This is a genomic window from Streptomyces sp. NPDC006134 (assembly GCF_040628835.1).
GTDB lineage: Bacteria > Actinomycetota > Actinomycetes > Streptomycetales > Streptomycetaceae > Streptomyces.
Window position 1 is genome coordinate 1 of record NZ_JBEXTV010000062.1, and the last position, 20,604, is coordinate 20,604.

Consider the following 20,604-nt stretch of genomic DNA (forward strand, 5'->3'; position numbering starts at 1 on the left):
GGGAGCGACCCGGCCCTGCCCGGACCGGGGAGCGACCCGGCCCTGCCCGGACCGGGGAGCGACCCGGCCCTGCCCGGACCGGGGAGCGGCCCGGCCCCTGCTCCGAACGCGGCTCCGGCCCCGGCACCGACCGGGACCCCGGCGCCCGGTGGTCCGGACGGTCACGGCGATACCGGTGGTCACGGCGGCACCTGGTCCCTCCCCGAGCAGCCGCACGCCGTCTCCTGGCCGCACGCCGACGCCACGGCACCCGCGCCGGGGGCCGGAGCCCGGTGGCCCGGCCGCCGGATCGTGTGGTCCGTCCTGGGCGGGGCCGCCGCGGCCGGGATCGCCACGGCCCTGGTGCTGACCCTGGTGGTCGCCGACGACGGCGACGGTGACGGCAAGGGCCGCGCGAGCGGCGACCGGACGGCCTCCGCCGGCGTCTCCCCGTCCCCCGAACCCTCCGCGACCGGCACGGAGGACCCCGGACCGTCCCCGGGCGGGACGGCCACGCCGACCGGCCCGGCCCCCTCCCTGCCTGCCGAGTACGAGGTCTACACCGACCCCGAGGGCTTCACCCTCGCGCGCCCCGCGGGCTGGAGGCGGGAGGCGGTGGCCTCCCAGTACGGCATGGACGTGGTCAGCTACCGCAGCGCCGACGGTGAACGCCGGCTCCAGGTCTTCGAGGTGGCGGAGGCGTCGCCGGAGGAGTCCTTCGAGCTGTTCCTCTCCGAGGACACCCCGAAGGCGAAGGGTTTCGAGCAGCTCTCCCTGGAGACCCTCGACGACGGCGACTTCACCGGCACCCGGCTCGAATACCTCGCCGCCTCGTTCAAGGGCGAGCCCGACGTCGGCCCCTGGCACGTCGTCGACGTCCGCTTCCGGGCCGCGGACGGCAAGGTGTACGCGCTCGCCGCCTACGGCCCCGACGCGGACGGCCGCGACGACGAACGCGAGCTGGCGCACACGGCCCTCGGCCACTTCTGCCCGCCGTACACCGAGTGCGGGACGGACGCCGGGCCGGTCTGAGCCTTGGCCCGCCCACGCCCGGCGTTCTGCCCCGGCTCGCCCGCTTGTTCCGTGACGCAGCGCACTTTCGGCCACCGATTCCGCATGGGCGCGGAAGGCCGGGGGCATGCGCACCCGGTCCCTGTGAGTGACACCTGTGTGACACAGGGGCGCCGAACAGGAACGGAAGGCAGAACCGGAACATGGCGGACACGACACACCATCAGGCAGGCACGGCGCGGAAGACCATCCACGCCGGAGGGGAGTGGCGGGACGCGGTCCGTGGCGCCACCCGCGAGATCGTCGACCCCGCGGACGCCCTGCCGTTCGCCGTGGTCGCCGAAGGGGACGAGAAGGACGCCGACCTGGCGGTGGCCGCCGCCCGGCGCGCCTTCGACGAGGGCCCCTGGCCGCGCACCCCGGTCGCCGAACGCGCCGCCCTGCTGCGCCGCGTCGCCGATCTGCTCGTACGCGACCGCGAGGAGCTCGGCCTGCTGGAGAGCCGCGACGCGGGCAAGACCGTCGAGGAGGGCCGCGTCGACGTCGACTGTGTCGCCGACGCCTTCCGCTACTTCGCCGGCCTGGTCGCCGCCGAGGCGCCGGGGCGGGTCGTCGACGCCGGCTCGCCCGACGTCCACAGCGTCGTCGTCCACGAGCCGGTCGGCGTCTGCGCGATGATCACACCCTGGAACTACCCGCTCCTCCAGGCCAGCTGGAAGATCGCCCCCGCGCTCGCCGCCGGCAACACCTTCGTGATCAAGCCGAGCGAGATCACCCCGCTGACGACCGTCGCCCTGATCGAGCTGCTGGCCGAGGCCGGGCTGCCCGCCGGCGTCGCCAACATCGTCACCGGCCCCGGCCACACCGTCGGCGCCCGCCTGGCCGAGCACCCCGACGTCGACCTGGTCTCCTTCACCGGGGGCCTGGCCAGCGGCACCAAGGTCGCCCAGGCCGCCGCCGCCACCGTCAAGAAGGTCGCCCTCGAACTCGGCGGCAAGAACCCCAACGTCGTCTTCGCCGACGCCTGCGCGACCGACGAGGGCTTCGACACCGCCGTCGACCAGGCTCTCAACGCCGCCTTCCTCCACAGCGGCCAGGTCTGTTCCGCCGGCTCCCGGCTCATCGTCGAGGAGCCGGTCCGCGAGCGCTTCGTCGCCGAACTCGCCCGCCGCGCCGGGAAGATCCGCCTCGGCCGCGGCACCGAGGACGGCGTCGAGTGCGGCCCCCTCGTCTCCGAGCGGCAGCGCGCCCGCACCGAGGAGTACGTCGCCTCCGCGCTCGCCGAAGGCGCCGTGCTGCGCTGCGGCGGCAAGCGCCCCGACCCCTCACCGCAGCGGCCCGAGGGCGGCTACTTCTACGAGCCGACCGTCCTCGACCACTGCCACCGCGCGATGCGCGTCGTCCGCGAGGAGGTCTTCGGTCCCGTCCTGACCGTCGAGACCTTCCGCACCGAGGACGAGGCGGTCGCCCTCGCCAACGACACCGAGTACGGCCTCGCCGGCGGCGTGTGGACCGCCGACGCCGGCCGGGCCCGCCGGGTCGCCGGACGGCTGCGCCACGGCACCGTCTGGATCAACGACTTCCACCCCTACCTGCCGCAGGCGGAGTGGGGCGGCTTCGGCAAGAGCGGCACGGGCCGCGAACTCGGCCCCGCCGGGCTCGCCGAGTACCGCGAGACCAAGCACGTCTACCAGAACCTCGCCCCGAAGCCCGTCCGCTGGTTCGCCGGCTGACCCGTCCTCACCCTCACCCTCACTCTCACCTCCGTACGCGCTGCCCCACTGGAGTACCCCCATGTCCGAGAACAACCACGTCTACGACTACGTCGTCATCGGCGGCGGTACCGCAGGCTCCGTCATCGCCTCCCGCCTCACCGAGAACCCCGATGTCACCGTCGCCGTCATCGAGGGCGGCCCCAGCGACGTCGGCCGCGAGGACGTCCTGACCCTGCGCCGCTGGATGGGCCTGCTCGGCGGCGAACTCGACTACGACTACCCCACGGTCGAGCAGCCGCGCGGCAACTCCCACATCCGGCACAGCCGCGCCCGCGTCCTGGGCGGCTGCTCCTCCCACAACACCCTCATCGCGTTCAAGCCGCTGCCGTCCGACTGGGACGAGTGGGAGGCCGCCGGCGCCAAGGGCTGGGGCGCGGTGCAGATGGAGGCGTACTTCGCCCGTCTGAAGAACAACATCGTCCCCGTCGACGAGAAGGACCGCAACGCCATCGCCCGGGACTTCGTCGACTCGGCGCAGAAGGCCCTCCGGGTGCCCCGCATCGAGGGCTTCAACAAGAAGCCGTTCACCGAGGGCGTCGGCTTCTTCGACCTCGCCTACCACCCGGAGGACAACAAGCGCTCCTCGGCGTCGGTGGCGTACCTGCACCCGGTGATGGACGAACGCCCCAACCTCACGCTCCTGCTGGAGACCTGGGCGTACCGGCTGGAGCTGAACGGCACCCGCGCCGAGGGCGTCCACGTGCGCACCAAGGACGGCGAGGAGCTGCTGATCCGGGCCCGCAACGAGGTCGTGCTGTGCGCCGGCGCGATCGACTCCCCGCGGCTGCTGCTGCACTCCGGCATCGGGCCGGCGGCCGACCTGGAGGCACTGGGCATACCCGTCGTCCACGACCTGCCCGGCGTCGGCGAGAACCTCCTCGACCACCCCGAGTCGGTGATCGTCTGGGAGACCCACGGGCCCATCCCGGAGAACTCCGCGATGGACTCCGACGCCGGCCTGTTCGTGCGCCGCGACCCCGGACACCAGGGCCCCGACCTGATGTTCCACTTCTACCAGATCCCCTTCACGGACAACCCCGAGCGACTGGGCTACGAACGCCCGGAGTTCGGCGTCTCGATGACCCCGAACATCCCCAAGCCGAAGTCCCGCGGCCGGCTCTACCTGACCAGCGCCGACCCGTCCGTGAAGCCCGCCCTGGACTTCCGCTACTTCACCGACGAGGACGACTACGACGGCCGCACCCTCGTCGACGGCATCCGCATCGCCCGTGAGATCGCCAAGACCGAGCCGCTGGCCGGCTGGCTCAAGCGCGAGGTGTGCCCCGGTCCGGACGTCACCGGCGACGAGGAGCTGAGCGAGTACGCCCGCAAGGCCGCCCACACCGTCTACCACCCGGCGGGCACCTGCCGGATGGGCGCCGCCGACGACCCCGACGCCGTGGTCGACCCCGAGCTGCGCGTCCGCGGCCTGGAGGGCATCCGCGTCGCCGACGCCTCCGTCTTCCCGGCCATGCCCGCCGTCAACCCGATGATCGGCGTCCTCATGGTCGGGGAACGCGCCGCCGACCTGATCGGCGGTGACGCCCGATGAGCACCGTCGCCGACACCGTCGCCGAGCGTCCCCCGGTCTTCTCCGTCGACGGGCTGTGGAAGGTCTTCGGCCCCAAGGCCGAGCGGGTCCCCGCCGACCCCGCGCTGGCCGCCCTGGCCCCGGCCGAGCTGCGCGCCCGCACCGGCTGCACGGCCGCTGTCCGGGACGTCACCTTCGACGTCCGCAAGGGCGAGGTCTTCGTCGTCATGGGCCTGTCCGGCTCCGGCAAGTCCACGCTGGTGCGCTGCCTGACCCGGCTCGTCGAGCCCACGGCCGGCACCATCGCCATCGACGGCGAGGACGTCCGCGCCATGGACAAGGGCCGGCTGCGCGAACTGCGCCGCCACCGCGCCGCGATGGTCTTCCAGCACTTCGGCCTGCTGCCGCACCGCACGGTCCTCGACAACGTCGCCTACGGCCTGGAGATCCAGGGCATGGGCCGCGCCGAGCGGCGCGAGAAGGTCGCCGCGATGATCGCCAAGGTCGGCTTGGAGGGCATGGAACAGCGCCGGCCCGACCGGCTCTCCGGCGGCCAGCGCCAGCGCGTCGGCCTCGCCCGCGCCCTCGCCGTCGACCCCGAAGTACTGCTGTTCGACGAGCCGTTCAGCGCGCTCGACCCGCTGATCCGGCGGGAGATGCAGGAGGAGGTCGTCCGGCTCCACCGCGAGGAGGGCCGCACGATGGTCTTCATCACGCACGACCTCCAGGAGGCCCTCAAGCTCGGCGACCGCATCGCCCTGATGCGGGACGGCCGCGTGGTACAGCTCGGCACGCCCGAGGAGATCGTGGGCGCCCCCGCCGACGACTACGTCCGGGAGTTCGTCCGGGACGTCCCGCGCGAGCAGGTCCTCACGGTCCGTACGGCCATGCGGCCCGCGTCCTCGGCCGACGAGGCCGGCGCCGGCCCCGCCCTGCGCCCCGACGCCACGGTGACGGAGGCCATCGAGGCCGTCGCCCGCGCCGGTTCGCCGGCCCGGGTGATGTCGGGGGGCCGCTGCCTGGGCGTGGTGGACGCGGACGGCCTGTTGGCGGTGGTGGCGGGCACGGCGGAGACGGCCCCCGCCGCCGGCGTGGCACCGCCCCGCGAGCCGGCCGCCGCCGCCCTCACCGAGGAGCCGGTCTGATGGCGACGCTCACCGCACCGGCCCGCAAGGTCACACCGCCGGCCGTCCTCACCCACCGGGCCGCCCGCAAACTCCTCGCCCTCGCCGTCGCCGCCGCGGTCCTCGTCCCGCTCGCCCACTCCCAGTGGTCCAGCGGCACCTGGCCCACCGCCCTCACCGTCGACGTCTCCGAACCCCTCGGCAGGGCCGGCGACTGGATCATCGACCACCGCGACAGCCACCCCCTGTTCCTGTACTTCTTCGGCCACGTCAGCAACGCGGTCGTCGTCTCCGTCCGCGCCGTCTACCTCGCCCTCCTCGCCGTAGGCTGGGCCGGCGTCACGGCGATCGGCGCCCTGGCCGCCTGGCGCGTCGCGGGCGTGCGGCTCGCGCTCGGCACGGCGGCGGCGTTCCTCGCCTGCGGGCTGCTCGGCATGTGGGTGCCGACCATGCAGACCCTCGCCCTGATGGTGGTGGCCGTCGTCGCGTCGGTCGCCGTGGGCGCCCTGCTGGGCCTGGCCGGCGGACTGTCCGCCCGCACGGACCGCGCCCTGCGCCCGGTCCTGGACACCATGCAGGTGCTGCCCGCCTTCGCCTACCTCCTCCCCGTCGTGCTGGTCTTCGGCATCGGCGTCCCCGCCGCCGTCCTCGCCACCGTCGTCTACGCCGCCCCGCCCATGGCCCGGCTCACCGCCCTCGGCCTGCGCGGCGCCGACAGGGAGGTGCTGGAGGCCGTCGAGTCGCTCGGCGCCACCGCCCGCCAGCGCCTGCTGACCGCCCGCCTCCCGCTGGCCCGCAAGGAACTCCTCCTCGGCCTCAACCAGACGATCATGATGGCGCTGTCCATGGCCGTCATCGCCTCCGTGATCGGCGCCGGCGGCCTCGGCGACCGCGTCTACCAGGCGCTGGCCTCCGTCGACGTGGGCGCGGCCCTCGCGGCCGGCATCCCGATCGTGCTGCTCGCCGTCGTCCTGGACCGGGTGACCGGCGCGGCGGGGGAGCGGGCCGGCGAACCCGGCAGATCCCCGCTGACCTGGCTGTACGCCCTGGCCGCCGCGGTCGCCGTGGCGGTCGCCGGACGCCTCGCCGGGGCGCTGGAGTGGCCCGGGGCGTGGACCGCGGACATCGCCGGGCCGGTCAACCGGGCCGTCGACTGGATGACCGGCCACCTGTACTCGGGCGTGCCCGTCGTCGGCGGCACCGCCGACTGGGCCGGCCACTTCACCACCTGGGTCCTCGATCCCGTCCGCGACGGACTCCAGGCGCTGCCCTGGTGGGCGGTCCTGCTGACCGTCGCCGCCCTGGCCTGGCTGATCGGCACCTGGCGCACCGCGCTCACCGCCGTCCTCGCGATGGCCGCGACCGGCGTGCTCGGCGTGTGGAAGCCGTCCCTGGACACGCTCTCCCAGGTCCTCGCCGCCGTCGCCGTCACCCTGGCCCTCGGTTTCCTCACCGGCGTCGCCGCCGCCCGCAGCGACCGCTTCGAACGCCTGCTCAGGCCCGTGCTGGACGTCTTCCAGACGATGCCGCAGTTCGTGTACCTCATCCCGGTCGTCGCGCTGTTCGGCGTCGGCCGCGCGCCCGCCGTGGCCGCCGCGGTCGTCTACGCCCTCCCGGCCGTCGTCCGCATCACCGCCCAGGGGCTGCGCCAGGTCGACCCGGCCGCGCTGGAGTCGGCCCGCTCCCTCGGCGCCACCAGCGGGCAGCAACTGCGCCAGGTGCAGCTCCCGCTGGCCCGCCCGGCGCTGCTGCTCGCCGTCAACCAGGGCGTCGTCCTGGTCCTCGCCGTCGTCGTCATCGGCGGCCTGGTCGGCGGCGGCGCCCTCGGCTACGACGTGGTCTTCGGCCTCGCCCAGGGCGACCTGGCGACCGGCCTGCCGGCCGGGGCGGCGATCGTCTGCCTGGGGCTGATGCTCGACCGGGTGACCCAGCCGACCGGCCGCCGTGCCGGGAAGGGAGCGTGACATGCGTCTGCGTACGACCGCCATGTTCGGCGCCCTCCTGCTGCTGACGGGCTGCGGCGCCGCCGACATGACGAAGCAGGCGTCCCCGTTCGCGAACGCCCGGGGCGCCAGGACCGTGACCCTGTCCGTCCAGTCCTGGGTCGGCGCCCAGGCCGACGCGGCCGTCGCCGCGTACCTGCTGGAGCACGAACTCGGCTACCGCGTCGACACCGTCCAGGTCGACGAGGTCCCCGCCTGGGACGCCCTCAGCCAGGGCCGCGTCGACGCCCTCCTGGAGGACTGGGGCCACCCCGAGCAGGAGCGGCGGTACGTCGAGGAGAAGAAGACGATCGTCGACGGCGGCGACCTCGGCGTCACCGGGCACATCGGCTGGTTCGTGCCGACGTACCTCGCCGAGCGGCACCCGGACATCACCGACTGGAAGAACCTGGACAAGTACGCCTCGCTGTTCCGCACGCCCGAGAGCGGCAGCAAGGGCCAGCTCCTGGACGGCTCGCCGTCCTACGTCACCCACGACAAGGCGCTGGTGAAGAACCTGAAGCTGGACTACCAGGTGGTGTTCGCCGGCTCCGAGGCCGCGCAGATCACCCAGATCAAGCAGTTCGCCAAGGAGAAGAAGCCCTTCCTCACCTACTGGTACGAACCACAGTGGCTGTTCGAGAAGGTCCCCATGACGGAGGTGAAGCTGCCCCCGTACGAGGAGGGCTGCGACGCCGACCCGGAGAAGGTCGCCTGCGCCTACCCGACCACGCCGCTGCGGAAGTACCTCAACGCCGGCTTCGCGAAGAACGGCGGCGAGGCGGCGGAGTTCCTGAAGAACTTCCGCTGGACCACCGAGGACCAGAACGAGGTCGCCCTGATGATCGCCGAGCAGAAGCTGACGCCCCGGGAGGCGGCGGAGAAGTGGGTGGACGGCCACGCCTCCGTGTGGAAGGCGTGGCTGCCCCGGTGAAGCCGGAACCGGGCGCCCCGATCGCGGGCGCCCGGCGGTCCGGTCGAGGGCGCCCGGCGGTCCGGAGGCGCGACCGCCCGTCCGCTCACCACTCCGCTCACCACTCCGCTCACCACTCCGCGCTCCCCGGCGGAATCCGCCGGCTCACCATCAACCGGTTCCAGCCGTTGATGACGGAGATCAGCGCGACGAGGTGCGCCAGCTCCGCCTCACCGAAGTGCCGGGCGGCCTCCTCGTACACCGCGTCGGGCACGAAGCCTCCCCCGGACTCCGTCCGGGAGGTGCCCCCCGTCAGGACGGTCACCGCCTCCGTCAGCGCGAGCGCCGCCCGCTCCCGCTCGTCGTAGACGTCCCCGGCCTCCTCCCAGGCGTCCAGCAGGTCGGTCTTCCTCTGGTCCACACCGAGCCCGCGGGCGATGCCGAGGTGCATGTCCAGGCAGAACGCGCAGCGGTTGAGCTGCGAGGCCCGGATCATGACCAGCTCCGCGAGGGCCGCGTCACCGAAGCCCTTCTTCGCGGCGGCGCTCAGCGCCTGCATCGCCTTGCGGACCTCGCCGTCCAGGAGAGTCGTACGGGCCGTCACGCGTGCCGCCCCGGCTGGTAGTGCCCCGGGACCATCCGGCAGGTCACCCCGAAACGGTTCCAGGCGTTGATCACCGCGATCACCGAGATCAGCTGCGCCAGCTCCGCCTCGTCGAACAGCTTCGCGGCCTTGTCGTACACCGCGTCGGGCACGAAGCCGTCCGTCAGGACGGTCACCGCCTCCGTCAGCTCCAGCGCCGCCAGCTCCTTCTCCGTGTAGAAGTGCCGGGACTCCTCCCACGCGCCGAGCTGCACGATCCGCTCGACGCTCTCGCCCGCCGCGAGCGCGTCCTTGGTGTGCATGTCGATGCAGAAGGCGCAGTGGTTGATCTGGGAGGCGCGGATCTTCACCAGCTCGTACAGCTTGGGGTCGAGCCCCCGCCGGGCCGCGGCGTCCAGCCGGACCATCGCCTTGTAGACCTCGGGGGCGTGCTCGGCCCAGGCCAGCCGGGCGGGCACCTCGGAGGCGTACTCCACGTCCGTGCCGCCCGTGCCGCCCGTGTGGTTCGCGCGTTTCGTGTCATCGGTGTGCGTCGTCATGCCCTCGACCCTAGGAGCGAAGCAGCCCACGGGTATGGTCCATTTCCATGCCGGAACCCTGGGCCACTCTGGGCATCGACCTGCACCTGGAACCATCCGGACCGGGCCTGCGCCGCGGCCTGACGAACGCCCTGCGGGAGGCGGTCCGCACCGGCCGCCTCGCCCCGGGCACCCGGCTGCCCTCCTCCCGCGCCCTCGCCGCCGACCTCGGCGTCGCCCGCAACACCGTCGCCGACGCCTACGCCGACCTCGTCGCCGAGGGCTGGCTCACCGCCCGCCAGGGCTCCGGCACCCGCGTCGCCGACCGCGCGGTCGTCCCGCCGGCCGCTCCGGCCGGCCGCCCCCGCCCGCACACCGGCCCCCGCTACGACCTGCGGCCGGGCCGCCCCGACCTCGCCTCCTTCCCCCGCGCCGAGTGGCTGAAGGCCGCCCGCCGCGCCCTCGCCGCGGCCCCGTACGACGCCCTCGGCTACGGCGATCCCCGGGGCCGCCCCGAACTGCGCGCCGCGCTCGCCGGCTACCTCGCCCGGGTCCGGGGCGTGCGCGCCGACCCCGAACGGGTCCTGGTGTGCGGCGGGTTCGCCCACGGCCTGGAGACGCTCGGCGCGGTCCTCAAGGCGCGCGGCGTCCACACCGTGGCCGTCGAGTCGTACGGCCTGGACGTGCACCGGGACCTGCTGACCGCGGCCGGCCTGCGCACCGAACCGCTGCCCTTCGACGAGCGGGGCACCGACCCGCGGCCGTCCGCGGACGCCGGCGCCGTGCTGCTCACCCCCGCCCACCAGTTCCCGATGGGCGTGCCCCTGCACCCCGACCGCCGGGCGGCCGTCGTGGACTGGGCGCGGCGCACCGGCGGGGTCGTCCTGGAGGACGACTACGACGGCGAGTTCCGCTACGACCGCCAGCCCGTCGGCGCCCTCCAGGGCCTGGACCCCGACCGCGTGGTCTACCTCGGCACCGCCAGCAAGTCCCTCGCCCCCGGTCTGCGGCTGGCCTGGGCGGTCCTGCCGCCGGGGCTCGCCGAGGAGGCGGCGGCCGCCAAGGGCGCCGTCGACATCTGCGGGGTGCTGGACCAGCTGACCCTCGCCGAGTTCCTCGCCTCGGGCGCCTACGACCGCCATGTGCGCGCCGCCCGCCTGCGCTACCGCCGCCGCCGGGACGCCCTGGTCGGCACCGTCGCCGCCCACGCCCCCGAGGTCCGCGTCACCGGTATCGCGGCCGGCCTGCACGCCGTGCTGCGGCTGCCGCCCGGCACCGAGCGGCCGGTGGTCCAGGCGGCGGCCTGGCACGGCCTGGCCCTGTACGGCCTGTCCCTCTTCCGCCACCCGGAGGCGGGAACCGAACCGCTCGACGCCGTCGTCGTCGGCTACGGCACCCCGCCCGACCACGCCTGGGCGGGGGCCCTCGACGCCCTGCGCAGGGCACTGCCGTAAAGTCCGCTCCCGGTCATGCGCGTACGCCGAACGGGTATACGGCGGTGCGCGCGCCCGGAACGGAACGACGAGGGGGAGACGGGACATGGCACCGGTACGGCGACGGCTGAGGTCGAGCACCGTGGTGCTCGGCGGTATGGGAGTGCTCGCGGCGGCCCTGTCGGCGTGCGGCTCGGACCCCGACCGCCGCTGCGTGGACCGCGACAGCTACACCCTCGACGGCTACAAGGTCATCGCGGACAAGAACTGCAAGTCCACCGGCTCGTCCGGCGGTTCCTCCGGTTCCCACGGCAAGGGCCGCAAGAAGTCCGGCACCGGCACCGGCACCAGCACCGGCACCAGGGCGGACGCCGCCTGGTACTACGACGCCGACGTCCGCCGCGGCTACGCGGAAGGCGGCACCTTCGACCGCGACGAGGCCGTCGACCGCGGCGGCTTCGGCTGCTCCGGCTCCGGCAGCGGCGGCGGCTGACCGCGCCGCCCGGACGAGGACCACCCGTGGAACGCCGCACGATCACCCCCCGCCCCGGCTGGCAGCAGACCGTCGAGGAACAGGGGCTGATCTACCCCCTCACCCGCCACCCCGACGGCTCCCTGCGCCCCTACTGGGACGAGAGCGCCTACTACGTCTTCTCCCTCCCGGAGGTCGAGGCGCTGGAGGAGACCGTCGAGGAGCTGCACCGCATGTGCCTGGCGGCAGCCGCCCACATCGTCGCCGAGGACCGCTTCGCCGACCTCGGCATCACCGACCCGCGCGTGGCGGAGGCGGTCGCCGAGGCATGGCACCGCCGCGCCGAACTCCCCTCCCTCTACGGCCGCTTCGACCTGCGCTACGACGGCACCGGCCCGGCCAAGCTGCTGGAGTACAACGCCGACACGCCCACCTCCCTCGTCGAGGCCGCCTCCCCCCAGTGGTTCTGGATGGAGGAACGCTTCCCCGGCGCCGACCAGTGGAACTCCCTCCACGAGCGCCTCGTCGACGCCTGGCGGAAGCAGGCCGGCCTCCTCCCGCCCGGCAGCCCCCTGTACTTCGCCCACTCCTCCGCCGACGAACTCGGCGAGGACCTCATGACGGTCGCCTACCTGAAGGAGACCGCCGAGCAGGCGGGCCTGGACACCGACTGGATCTCCATGGAGGAGATCGGCTGGGACCGCCTCTCCGGCCGCTTCGTCGACAACCGGCTCCGCTTCATCCGCAGCATCTTCAAGCTCTACCCCTGGGAGTGGCTCACCACCGACCGCTTCGCCGGCCACGTCCTGGACACCCTCGACAACGGCGGCGGCACCGGCACCACCCTGTGGATCGAACCGGCCTGGAAGATGCTCCTCAGCAACAAGGCCCTCCTGGCGATCCTCTGGGAGCTGTACCCCGGACACCCCCACCTCCTCCCCGCCTATCTGGACGGCCCCCGCGAGCTGGCCCGCACCACCGGCTGGGTCACCAAGCCCCTCCTCGGCCGCGAGGGAGCCGGCGTCACCGTCCACGCACCCGGCACCGCCCCCGCCCCGCGCCCCGAGCCCTGCTGCCACCAGGAGCTGGCCCCCCTGCCGGCCTTCGACGGCAACCACACCGTCCTCGGCGCCTGGGTCGTCGAAAACGAGGCGGCCGGCCTCGGCATCCGCGAGTCGTCGGGCCTGGTGACCGACGAGTACGCCCGCTTCCTGCCGCACGTGATCCTCTGAGCCCCGCCGCGCCGCCTCCTCACGGTCCCGTGGGACGCCTTTCCGGGGACGCGGTCGACAACAAGGTGATACGGTACGTATCGTCTCGCTACGTGGCGGGGCGCCGGACCACCGGAAGCCCCTGGAGGAGCGCCATGGACCGATTCGTCGACGCGGCACCCGGCATACGCCTGTGGGCCGAGGACCGCGGCGCCCCGGACGCGCCCCCGCTCCTGCTGATCATGGGCGCCCAGGCGTCCGGCATCGGCTGGCCGGACGGACTCGTCGGCCTGCTGGCCGCCCACCACCGCGTCATCCGCTACGACCACCGCGACACCGGCCGCTCCACCTGGGCCTTCGACCGGCAGCCCTACCCGATCACCACCCTCGCGGACGACGCCCTCGCCGTGCTGGACGCCTTCGGTGCCGAACGCGCCCACGTCGTCGGCCTGTCCCTGGGCGGCATGCTCACCCAACTCCTCGTCGCCGACCATCCCGAACGCCTGCTCACCGCGACCCTGATCGGCACCGGCGCACTCAGCACCGCTCCCTACACCCACCCGGACGGAACCCGCACCCCGCCCGAGGAACTCCCCGGCATCGACCCCCGCCTGCTGGAACTCTGGTCCCGCCCCGTGACCGACCAGGGCCCGGAAGCCGAAGTGGAACGGCGGACCGACCACTGGCGCGTGCTCGGCGGCGACCAACTCCCCTTCGACCCGGAGTACTTCCGCGCCCTGGAACGCAGGGTCATCGAACACACCGGACACCACGCGACCAGCACCGCGCACGCCCGGGCCGACCCCTCCGGCATGCTCCGCACCGAGCACCTGGCCCGCACCACGGTGCCCACCCTCGTCATCTCCGCCCCGGCCGAACCGGTCTACCCGCCTCCGCACGCCCACCACCTCGCCCAGGCGATCCACGGAGCCCGCCTCGTCGAGATCCCCGGCATGGGCCACGCGCTGCCTCCCGAGGTGCATGCCCCGCTCGCCACCGCGATCCTCGACCACACCGCCGGACGCCGGTACGAGGCACCCGCCGGCCCGCATCATGGACGCCGGCACGCCGCACCACCGGCCGCCCGGTAGGCTGACCACGGGCCGTGACTGGCGCGCTGGGATGGGACCGACCATCGGGGAGCGGCCCCCGGGCCCCGCGGGCCCGGTACGAGTGCCGTGCGCCTGGGCCGTACCGTGAACGCCGAACGCCACGTCCCGGAGGTCCCGATGTCCGCCGAGCAGCCGCTCTCCACCGCTTCCACCGCCTACCGCGCCGCCCTCGACGTGATCCGCGCCGTCGAGCCGCGCGTCGCCGACGCCATCGGCCAGGAGGTCGCCGACCAGCGCGAGATGCTCAAGCTGATCGCCTCCGAGAACTACGCCTCCCCGGCCACCCTCCTGGCGATGGGCAACTGGTTCAGCGACAAGTACGCCGAGGGCACCGTCGGCCGCCGCTTCTACGCCGGCTGCCGCAACGTCGACACCGTCGAGTCCCTCGCCGCCGAGCACGCCCGCGAACTCTTCGGCGCCCGCCACGCCTACGTCCAGCCGCACTCCGGCATCGACGCCAACCTCGTCGCCTTCTGGGCCGTCCTCGCCGACCGTGTCGAGGCCCCGTTCCTGGAGAAGACCGGCGCCCGCCAGATCAACGACCTGACCGAGGCCGACTGGGCCGAGCTGCGCCAGGCCTTCGGCAACCAGCGCATGCTCGGCATGTCCCTGGACGCCGGCGGCCACCTCACCCACGGCTTCCGCCCGAACATCTCCGGCAAGATGTTCGACCAGCGCTCCTACGGCACCGACCCGGCCACCGGCCTGATCGACTACGACGCCCTGCGCGCCCAGGCCCGCGAGTTCAAACCGCTGATCATCGTCGCCGGCTACTCCGCCTACCCCCGCCTGGTGAACTTCCGGATCATGCGCGAGATCGCCGACGAGGTCGGCGCCACGCTCATGGTCGACATGGCCCACTTCGCCGGTCTCGTCGCCGGCAAGGTCCTCACCGGCGACTTCGACCCGGTCCCGCACGCCCAGATCGTCACCACCACCACCCACAAGTCGCTGCGCGGCCCGCGCGGCGGCATGGTGCTGTGCGACGACTCCCTCAAGGACCAGGTCGACCGCGGCTGCCCCATGGTCCTCGGCGGCCCGCTCCCGCACGTCATGGCCGCCAAGGCCGTCGCCCTCGCCGAGGCCCGGCAGCCGTCCTTCCAGGACTACGCCCAGCGCATCGTCGACAACTCCCGCGCCCTCGCCGAGGGCCTGATGCGCCGCGGCGCCACCCTGGTCACCGGCGGCACCGACAACCACCTCAACCTGATCGACGTCGCCACCTCCTACGGCCTCACCGGCCGCCAGGCCGAGGCCGCCCTCCTGGACTCCGGCATCGTCACCAACCGCAACGCCATCCCCGCCGACCCCAACGGCGCCTGGTACACCTCCGGCATCCGCGTCGGCACCCCCGCCCTGACCACCCGGGGCCTGGGCACCGCCGAGATGGACGAGATCGCCGCCCTCATCGACCGCGTCCTGACCACCACCGAGCCGGGCACCACCAAGTCGGGCGCCCCCTCGAAGGCGGCCCACGTCCTGGACCCGAAGGTGGCGGAGGAGATCGCCCAGCGGGCCACGGACCTGGTGGCGGCGTTCCCGCTCTACCCGGAGATCGACCTCGGCTGACCCCTCGGCGGGACGCTGCCCCCTCCGTGACCGGTCCGGCCGGTTCACAGATCGACCAGTTCCTGCCGTGGCTCCTCCCGCGGCGGTCCGGCCTTGCGCCGGGCCGCCGCGCGGCATATCAGCAGCATGCCGCCGGCCCCGGCGGCCAGGCCCGCCGCCGCCCACCGGACACCGGCCGCCCCGGGACCGGCGCCGCCCTCGGCCGATCCGCCCGCAGGGGAGCCGCCCACCGGGACGTCCCCCGCCGCGGCCCGGTCCTCCGGCTCACCGAGCAGCCCCTCCCGGTCCAGCCGCGCGAAGACCGGACGAGGTGCGCGGTGCCAGCGGATGTCGTCGTCCTCGACCTCCGGCGAGGGATCGGACCGCACCCACGGTGTGCCGTCCTCGGCGACGAACAACTGGTCCTGCCGGTGCACGGCCACATCACCACCCGGTGGCCGGCGCGTCTGCGGCCAGCCCCCGACCCCCGTCAGGCCCCAGACCACGGTGATCCGCACCTTCGGATACCCGCCCTCGGCCCACGCCCCCGGCACCCGCTCCGTCCCGGTGTACGCCGGCTGGAGCAACTGCCACAGGGCGGCGAAACGCGGCTCCCCGGACCGCACGGTGCTCGTCCTGCCCGTGGGGGAGACCAGCAAGGCCAGGTCGGGTACGTCCCGGCCCGGCGCCGGCCCGGCCGCCCCGGCCACCGGCACCCCCGGCGGAGCCGCCGTCTCCTCGCTCCCCGGCGAGACCAGGAGCACGCTCGCCCGTCCTCCCGCCGCGGCGGGGAGCGCCCCCCACAGGACCAGGACCAGCGTCGCCGTCCATGCCCCCAGCCCCGCCGCGTACCACCGGGCCCCGCTCCTCCAGTCACGCATCCGAACCCCCCACCAGACCGGCCGGTCCCCGTGCGGCCCGCCGCGCGGGCCGCCTGTCGCTTCTGGTACACCGCCCGGCCCGCCGGGGTTCCCGCCCCGCACGCCCTATTCCGGGAATCCGCCGGTCGGCCGCTGTTCCGGGAATCCGCCGGTCGGCCGCTGTTCCGGGAATCCGCCGGTCGGCCGCTGTTCCGGGGAACCACCGGACGGCCGCTCCAGCGACCTCGCGATCTCGGCCGCCCGCGCCTTCGACGCCACCCCCTCCAGCCGCAGCGTCACGGCCCTGCCCCCACCCTCGCCCGAGGACACCCACAGCAGCGTCGGCCCGGCCGTGCGCTCCTCGCGGACGTAACGCCTGCCGTCCGCGTCCACCAGCCAGAGGCCCAGCAGGTGCGGCCGGGCGAACCACAGCGCCGGATCCGCCATGCCGCCGGCCGGGGCGCCCCCACCGAGCGAAATCGTCTCCGGCTGCTCGCGCACGGTCTTGGTGAAGCCGATGTCCAGGCGGGCCCGGTACTCGTCCAGCCGGACCGTGCCCCCCGGCTCGCGCCAGCACAGGCTCACCAGGGACCCCTCGTACGGCAGGCCGCTCACCGCCACCGCGTCCGGCTCGCCCAGCGCGTCCGGCACCAGCGGGACGAATCCGGCCCGCCGCCCGGCCTCGGCCAGGGACACCGGCCGGCCGCAGCCGGGCACCCCGGCACCCGGCGAGGGCACCGCCGACGGGTCGTACCGCACCTCCACCCCGCCGAAGCCGAACCAGTCGGACACCGCCGCCCGCACCGGGGGCGTGAACGCGAGCACCGTCAGCAGCCCGCACAGCGCCGCCGTCAGCGACCGCCACCGGGCCCGCGCCCAGTGCCGCACCGCCCGCAGCCGCCCACCGGCCCCCGCCGGCCCGGCCGCCGGCACCGGCACAGGCACCCGCTCGGCCAGTATCTGCGCCAGCACCCGCTCGGCCATCGACTCGGTCCCGGCCTCGCCCGGACCGTCCAGCGACCGCCCCAGCGCCGTCAGCTCCGCCCGCAACCGGGCCGCCTCCGCCCGGCGGCGCGCGGCGCCGCCACCGTCGTACGCCTCACCCACGCTCCTCGCCTCCCTCCCGGGGCCCGGCGTCCGGCAGCAGCCTGGCCAGCTTGCGCAGGGCGCGGTTGAGCCGGGACTTCACCGTCCCCCGGGGCCAGCCCAGGGCCTGGGCCGTCTCCGGCTCGTCCATCTCCAGCAGATAGCGGTAGGTGACGACCAGGCGGTGCTCCTCGCTCAGTTTCTCCAGGGCGGCCAGCAGCACCGCGCGGCGCTCCGAGCGCAGCGTGGCCACCGCCGGGTCCGCCGACTCCGGTATCAGCGGCTCCGCCTCCGCGAACGCCGCCTCACGCCCGGCGAGCGTCCGCTGACGCGCCGCCGTGCGCACGCTGTTCCTCGCCTCGTTGGCGACGATCGCCAGCAGCCACGGCTTGAACGCCATCCCGTCCTTGAACCGGCCCAGCGCGCAGTACGCCTTGACGAAGGCCTGCTGCACCACGTCCTCCGCGTCCGCTCCCGCCCCCAGCGCGGCGGCCGCCCTGAGCGCGAGCCCCGTATGGGCCCGCACCAGCTCCGCGTACGCCTCCGTCTCCCCGGCGCGTACGCGTGCGATCACCGCGGCCTCGTCGACGGTGCGGCCCCCCTCCCGCGTCCTCACACTCTTGTTACACCGCCGGGCACGGATCGGTTCCCACCTGTTTCGGGCCAGTTCCGGACAGACCCCCGAGACCTGAGAGAATGATGAGCATGGCCTCTGATCGATCCCGCGTGCTCTCCGGAATCCAGCCCACCGCCGGTTCGTTCCACCTCGGCAACTACCTCGGCGCCGTCCGCCAGTGGGTGGCCCTGCAGGAGACCCACGACGCGTTCTACATGGTCGTCGACCTGCACGCGATCACGGTTCCGCAGGACCCGAAGGAGCTGCGCGCCAACACCCGGCTCGCCGCCGCCCAGCTGCTCGCCGCCGGGCTCGACCCCGAGCGCTGCACGCTGTTCGTCCAGAGCCACGTCCCCGAGCACGCCCAGCTCGCCTGGGTCATGAACTGCCTCACCGGCTTCGGCGAGGCCGGCCGCATGACCCAGTTCAAGGACAAGGCCGCCAAGCAGGGCGCCGACCGCGCCTCCGTCGGCCTGTTCACGTACCCGGTCCTCCAGGTCGCGGACATCCTCCTCTACCAGGCGCACGAGGTCCCGGTCGGCGAGGACCAGCGCCAGCACATCGAGCTGACCCGCGACCTCGCCGAGCGCTTCAACGGCCGCTTCGGCGAGACGTTCACGGTCCCGAAGCCGTACATCCTCAAGGAGACGGCGAAGATCTACGACCTCCAGGACCCGACGGTCAAGATGAGCAAGTCGGCCTCCACGCCGAAGGGCCTCATCAACCTCCTCGACGAGCCGAAGACCACCGCCAAGAAGGTCAAGAGCGCGGTCACCGACACCGACACCGTGATCCGCTACGACGTGGTGGACAAGCCGGGCGTCAGCAACCTCCTCACCATCTACTCGACCCTCACCGGGGCGGGCATCGGGGAGCTGGAGGAGAAGTACGCCGGCAAGGGCTACGGCGCGCTCAAGACGGACCTCGCCGAGGTCATGGTCGAGTTCGTCACGCCCTTCCGGGAGCGCACCCAGCAGTACCTGGACGACCCGGAGACGCTGGACTCGATCCTGGCCAAGGGCGCGGAGAAGGCGCGTGCCGTCGCCGCGGAGACCCTCTCCCAGGCGTACGACCGGGTGGGTTTCCTGCCCGCCAAGCACTGACCGCGCACGACCCCGGCGCGGGGCACCACCTGTTGCCGCACATCACCACGGCTGCGCCTGCCCGAGGCGCGGTCGTGGCCGTACAGTCGATAACCGAGGGGCCGCGCCCGCGGCCCCTCCTGCCCGCCGTCACGGCGCGCAGCGCCGACAGAACGACAGGAGACGACGTGGGGACCGTAACGATCGGCGTGTCGATCGCGGTCCCGGAGCCGCACGGCAGCCAGCTCCAGCAGCTGCGCGCGGGCTTCGGCGACGCCGCGGCTCACGGCATCCCCACGCACGTCACCCTGCTGCCGCCGACGGAGGTCGACGAGGCGGCGCTGCCCGCGATCGAGGCACATCTGGCGGAGGTGGCGGCGGCCGGCCGGTCCTTCCCGATGCGGCTGTCCGGCACCGGCACCTTCCGTCCGCTGTCGCCGGTGGTCTTCGTGCAGGTCGTGGAGGGCGCCGAGGCGTGCACCTGGCTGCAGAAGCAGGTCCGCGACGCCTCCGGTCCCGTCGCCCGCGAGCTGCAGTTCCCGTACCACCCGCACGTCACGGTGGCGCACGGCATCGACGACGCGGCGATGGACCGCGCCTTCGAGGAGCTCGCCGACTACGAGGCCGAGTGGCCCTGCACCGGCTTCGCCCTGTACGAGCAGGGCGCCGACGGGGTGTGGCGCACGCTGCGCGAGTTCCGCTTCGGCAGGCCCGTGGTCCCGCCACAGGCGGGCCGGGACCGGCGCGGCACCCTGCCGGCGCGCTAGACCGGCGCGGCACCCTGCCGGCGCACCGGACCGGTACGGCCGGGCCTACACGGGCAGCCGCCGGAACACGGCCCGCGGCAGATGCCGTACGGCCGACATCACCAGGCGCAGCGAGCCGGGCACCCACACCGTCTCCGAGCGGCGCCGCAGGCCCAGCTCGATGGCGGCGGCGACCGCCTCCGGAGTGGTGGCGAGCGGCGCCTCCTCCAGCCCGGCGGTCATCCGCGACCGCACGAATCCGGGGCGTACGACCATGACGTGCACGCCCGTGCCGTACAGCGCGTCGCCCAGCCCCTGCGCGAAGGCGTCCAGGCCGGCCTTGCTGGAGCCGTAGATGAAGTTGGCGCGGCGGGCCCGCTCGCCGGCGACGGAGGAGAGCACGACCAGGGAGCCGTGCCCCTGGGCCTGGAGCGCGGCGGCGCACACCAGGCCCGCCGAGACCGCGCCGGTGTAGTTGGTCTGCGCGACCCGCACGGCGCCGGCCGGCTCCCGCTCGTCGTGCGCCTGGTCGCCGAGGATCCCGAAGGCGAGCAGCACCAGGTCGATGTCGCCCTCGGCGAAGACCTTGCCGAGCACCGCCTCGTGGGAGTCCGGATCGAGCGCGTCGAAGGCGACGGTGCGCACCTCGGCGCCCAGGCCGCGCAGGTGGTCCGCGGCCTGCGCCAGGGCGGGCGACGGGCGCCCGGCCAGCCACACCGTGCGGGTGCGGCGGGCGACGAGACGGCGGACGGTGGCCAGCGCGATCTCGGACGTACCGCCGAGGACGAGCAGGGACTGGGGGATGCCGAAGGCGTCCTTCACGGCAGCTCCTAAGGGGTGGGTCGGCGGGTCCTGAAGGGGGGAGTCGGCAGGGCCTGAAGGGTGGGTCGGCGGGGCCTGAAGGGTGGGTCGGCAGGGCTGAAGGGTGGGTCGGCGGGATCTGAAGGGGGGCGGCGGGGCCTGAAGGGTGAGCTGGCAGGGCCTGAAGGGGGGCGGCGGGG

At 74.1% G+C, this 20,604-nt stretch carries 19 protein-coding genes; 13 read left to right on the forward strand and 6 right to left on the reverse strand.

The window, feature by feature from the left end; all coding sequences use genetic code 11:
- From ABZ340_RS30430 to ABZ340_RS30455, 6 genes are all read left to right on the forward strand, one after another.
- On the forward strand, window positions 1-1,011 hold a 1,011-nt coding region (locus ABZ340_RS30430; RefSeq protein ID WP_358785076.1), incomplete at its 5' end, for a hypothetical protein.
- A gap of 182 nt (window positions 1,012-1,193) precedes the next feature.
- Complete coding sequence (locus ABZ340_RS30435) at window positions 1,194-2,723, forward strand: aldehyde dehydrogenase family protein (RefSeq protein WP_358785077.1); 1,530 nt, start codon at window positions 1,194-1,196, stop codon at window positions 2,721-2,723.
- A 61-nt stretch (window positions 2,724-2,784) separates the two neighbouring features.
- Entirely contained in the window at window positions 2,785-4,317 is a 1,533-nt protein-coding gene (locus tag ABZ340_RS30440) for a GMC oxidoreductase (RefSeq protein ID WP_358785078.1), read from the forward strand.
- Complete coding sequence (locus tag ABZ340_RS30445; RefSeq protein WP_358785079.1) at window positions 4,314-5,441, forward strand: glycine betaine/L-proline ABC transporter ATP-binding protein; 1,128 nt, start codon at window positions 4,314-4,316, stop codon at window positions 5,439-5,441. The genes ABZ340_RS30440 and ABZ340_RS30445 overlap by 4 nt, the downstream gene beginning before the upstream one ends.
- Window positions 5,441-7,384, forward strand: coding sequence for an ABC transporter permease subunit (locus ABZ340_RS30450; protein ID WP_358785080.1), 1,944 nt, complete (start codon window positions 5,441-5,443; stop codon window positions 7,382-7,384). The genes ABZ340_RS30445 and ABZ340_RS30450 overlap by 1 nt, the downstream gene beginning before the upstream one ends.
- A gap of 1 nt (window position 7,385) precedes the next feature.
- The gene (locus tag ABZ340_RS30455) at window positions 7,386-8,336 is read left to right on the forward strand and encodes an ABC transporter substrate-binding protein (RefSeq protein ID WP_358785081.1); all 951 of its coding nucleotides are present in this window, start codon (window positions 7,386-7,388) and stop codon (window positions 8,334-8,336) included.
- A gap of 109 nt (window positions 8,337-8,445) precedes the next feature.
- Here the strand turns inward: ABZ340_RS30455 and ABZ340_RS30460 are convergent, their stop codons facing one another.
- Both ABZ340_RS30460 and ABZ340_RS30465 read right to left on the reverse strand, forming a co-directional pair.
- Window positions 8,446-8,919 carry a carboxymuconolactone decarboxylase family protein gene (locus ABZ340_RS30460; RefSeq protein WP_358785082.1) on the reverse strand — a complete coding sequence of 158 codons (474 nt, stop codon included), beginning with the start codon at window positions 8,917-8,919 and terminating at the stop codon, window positions 8,446-8,448.
- A complete protein-coding gene (locus ABZ340_RS30465; RefSeq protein WP_358785083.1) occupies window positions 8,916-9,458 on the reverse strand; it encodes a carboxymuconolactone decarboxylase family protein in 543 nt (180 codons plus the stop codon). Before ABZ340_RS30465 ends, ABZ340_RS30460 begins: the two co-directional genes overlap by 4 nt.
- Window positions 9,459-9,505: 47 nt before the next feature.
- On the opposite strand from ABZ340_RS30465, the gene ABZ340_RS30470 reads away from it, so the two are divergent.
- From ABZ340_RS30470 to ABZ340_RS30490, 5 genes are all read left to right on the forward strand, one after another.
- A complete protein-coding gene (locus ABZ340_RS30470) occupies window positions 9,506-10,891 on the forward strand; it encodes a PLP-dependent aminotransferase family protein (protein ID WP_358785084.1) in 1,386 nt (461 codons plus the stop codon).
- 85 nt (window positions 10,892-10,976) lie between these two features.
- Entirely contained in the window at window positions 10,977-11,363 is a 387-nt protein-coding gene (locus ABZ340_RS30475; RefSeq protein ID WP_358785085.1) for a hypothetical protein, read from the forward strand.
- A gap of 26 nt (window positions 11,364-11,389) precedes the next feature.
- Window positions 11,390-12,574, forward strand: a complete 1,185-nt coding sequence (locus tag ABZ340_RS30480; protein ID WP_358785086.1) for a glutathionylspermidine synthase family protein — start codon at window positions 11,390-11,392, stop codon at window positions 12,572-12,574.
- A 134-nt stretch (window positions 12,575-12,708) separates the two neighbouring features.
- The gene (locus ABZ340_RS30485; protein WP_358785087.1) at window positions 12,709-13,644 is read left to right on the forward strand and encodes an alpha/beta hydrolase; all 936 of its coding nucleotides are present in this window, start codon (window positions 12,709-12,711) and stop codon (window positions 13,642-13,644) included.
- Between the two features lie 138 nt (window positions 13,645-13,782).
- On the forward strand, window positions 13,783-15,234 hold the full coding sequence (locus tag ABZ340_RS30490) for a glycine hydroxymethyltransferase (protein WP_358785088.1): 1,452 nt from the start codon (window positions 13,783-13,785) through the stop codon (window positions 15,232-15,234).
- A 44-nt stretch (window positions 15,235-15,278) separates the two neighbouring features.
- Here ABZ340_RS30490 and ABZ340_RS30495 read toward each other — a convergent pair whose 3' ends face one another.
- The 3 genes from ABZ340_RS30495 to ABZ340_RS30505 form a co-directional block, all read right to left on the reverse strand.
- Complete coding sequence (locus ABZ340_RS30495) at window positions 15,279-16,094, reverse strand: hypothetical protein (protein WP_358785089.1); 816 nt, start codon at window positions 16,092-16,094, stop codon at window positions 15,279-15,281.
- A gap of 105 nt (window positions 16,095-16,199) precedes the next feature.
- Complete coding sequence (locus ABZ340_RS30500) at window positions 16,200-17,180, reverse strand: hypothetical protein (RefSeq protein WP_358785090.1); 981 nt, start codon at window positions 17,178-17,180, stop codon at window positions 16,200-16,202.
- Window positions 17,173-17,775: an RNA polymerase sigma factor gene (locus ABZ340_RS30505; protein ID WP_358785091.1), complete on the reverse strand. Its 603-nt coding sequence runs from the start codon at window positions 17,773-17,775 to the stop codon at window positions 17,173-17,175. Before ABZ340_RS30505 ends, ABZ340_RS30500 begins: the two co-directional genes overlap by 8 nt.
- 89 nt (window positions 17,776-17,864) lie before the next feature.
- Here ABZ340_RS30505 and trpS point away from each other — a divergent pair, with 89 nt between their 5' ends.
- Both trpS and ABZ340_RS30515 read left to right on the forward strand, forming a co-directional pair.
- Window positions 17,865-18,878 (forward strand): tryptophan--tRNA ligase, encoded by a 1,014-nt coding sequence (trpS, locus tag ABZ340_RS30510; protein WP_358785092.1) that lies wholly within the window; start codon window positions 17,865-17,867, stop codon window positions 18,876-18,878.
- A gap of 167 nt (window positions 18,879-19,045) precedes the next feature.
- A complete protein-coding gene (locus ABZ340_RS30515) occupies window positions 19,046-19,624 on the forward strand; it encodes a 2'-5' RNA ligase family protein (protein WP_358785093.1) in 579 nt (192 codons plus the stop codon).
- A 45-nt stretch (window positions 19,625-19,669) separates the two neighbouring features.
- Here the strand turns inward: ABZ340_RS30515 and ABZ340_RS30520 are convergent, their stop codons facing one another.
- Window positions 19,670-20,425 (reverse strand): decaprenylphospho-beta-D-erythro-pentofuranosid-2-ulose 2-reductase, encoded by a 756-nt coding sequence (locus ABZ340_RS30520; RefSeq protein WP_358785094.1) that lies wholly within the window; start codon window positions 20,423-20,425, stop codon window positions 19,670-19,672.
- Window positions 20,426-20,604: the final 179 nt, after the last annotated feature.

What these genes read in the sequence shown, in the direction of transcription:
- ABZ340_RS30435 (WP_358785077.1), top strand. Translation starts at nt 1,194, where the DNA reads ATGGCGGACACGACACACCATCAGGCAGGCACGGCGCGGAAGACCATC.
- ABZ340_RS30440 (WP_358785078.1), top strand. Translation starts at nt 2,785, where the DNA reads ATGTCCGAGAACAACCACGTCTACGACTACGTCGTCATCGGCGGCGGT.
- ABZ340_RS30445 (WP_358785079.1), top strand. Translation starts at nt 4,314, where the DNA reads ATGAGCACCGTCGCCGACACCGTCGCCGAGCGTCCCCCGGTCTTCTCC.
- ABZ340_RS30450 (WP_358785080.1), top strand. Translation starts at nt 5,441, where the DNA reads ATGGCGACGCTCACCGCACCGGCCCGCAAGGTCACACCGCCGGCCGTC.
- ABZ340_RS30455 (WP_358785081.1), top strand. Translation starts at nt 7,386, where the DNA reads ATGCGTCTGCGTACGACCGCCATGTTCGGCGCCCTCCTGCTGCTGACG.
- ABZ340_RS30465 (WP_358785083.1), bottom strand. Translation starts at nt 9,458, where the DNA reads ATGACGACGCACACCGATGACACGAAACGCGCGAACCACACGGGCGGC.
- ABZ340_RS30470 (WP_358785084.1), top strand. Translation starts at nt 9,506, where the DNA reads ATGCCGGAACCCTGGGCCACTCTGGGCATCGACCTGCACCTGGAACCA.
- ABZ340_RS30475 (WP_358785085.1), top strand. Translation starts at nt 10,977, where the DNA reads ATGGCACCGGTACGGCGACGGCTGAGGTCGAGCACCGTGGTGCTCGGC.
- ABZ340_RS30485 (WP_358785087.1), top strand. Translation starts at nt 12,709, where the DNA reads ATGGACCGATTCGTCGACGCGGCACCCGGCATACGCCTGTGGGCCGAG.
- ABZ340_RS30490 (WP_358785088.1), top strand. Translation starts at nt 13,783, where the DNA reads ATGTCCGCCGAGCAGCCGCTCTCCACCGCTTCCACCGCCTACCGCGCC.
- ABZ340_RS30495 (WP_358785089.1), bottom strand. Translation starts at nt 16,094, where the DNA reads ATGCGTGACTGGAGGAGCGGGGCCCGGTGGTACGCGGCGGGGCTGGGG.
- trpS (WP_358785092.1), top strand. Translation starts at nt 17,865, where the DNA reads ATGGCCTCTGATCGATCCCGCGTGCTCTCCGGAATCCAGCCCACCGCC.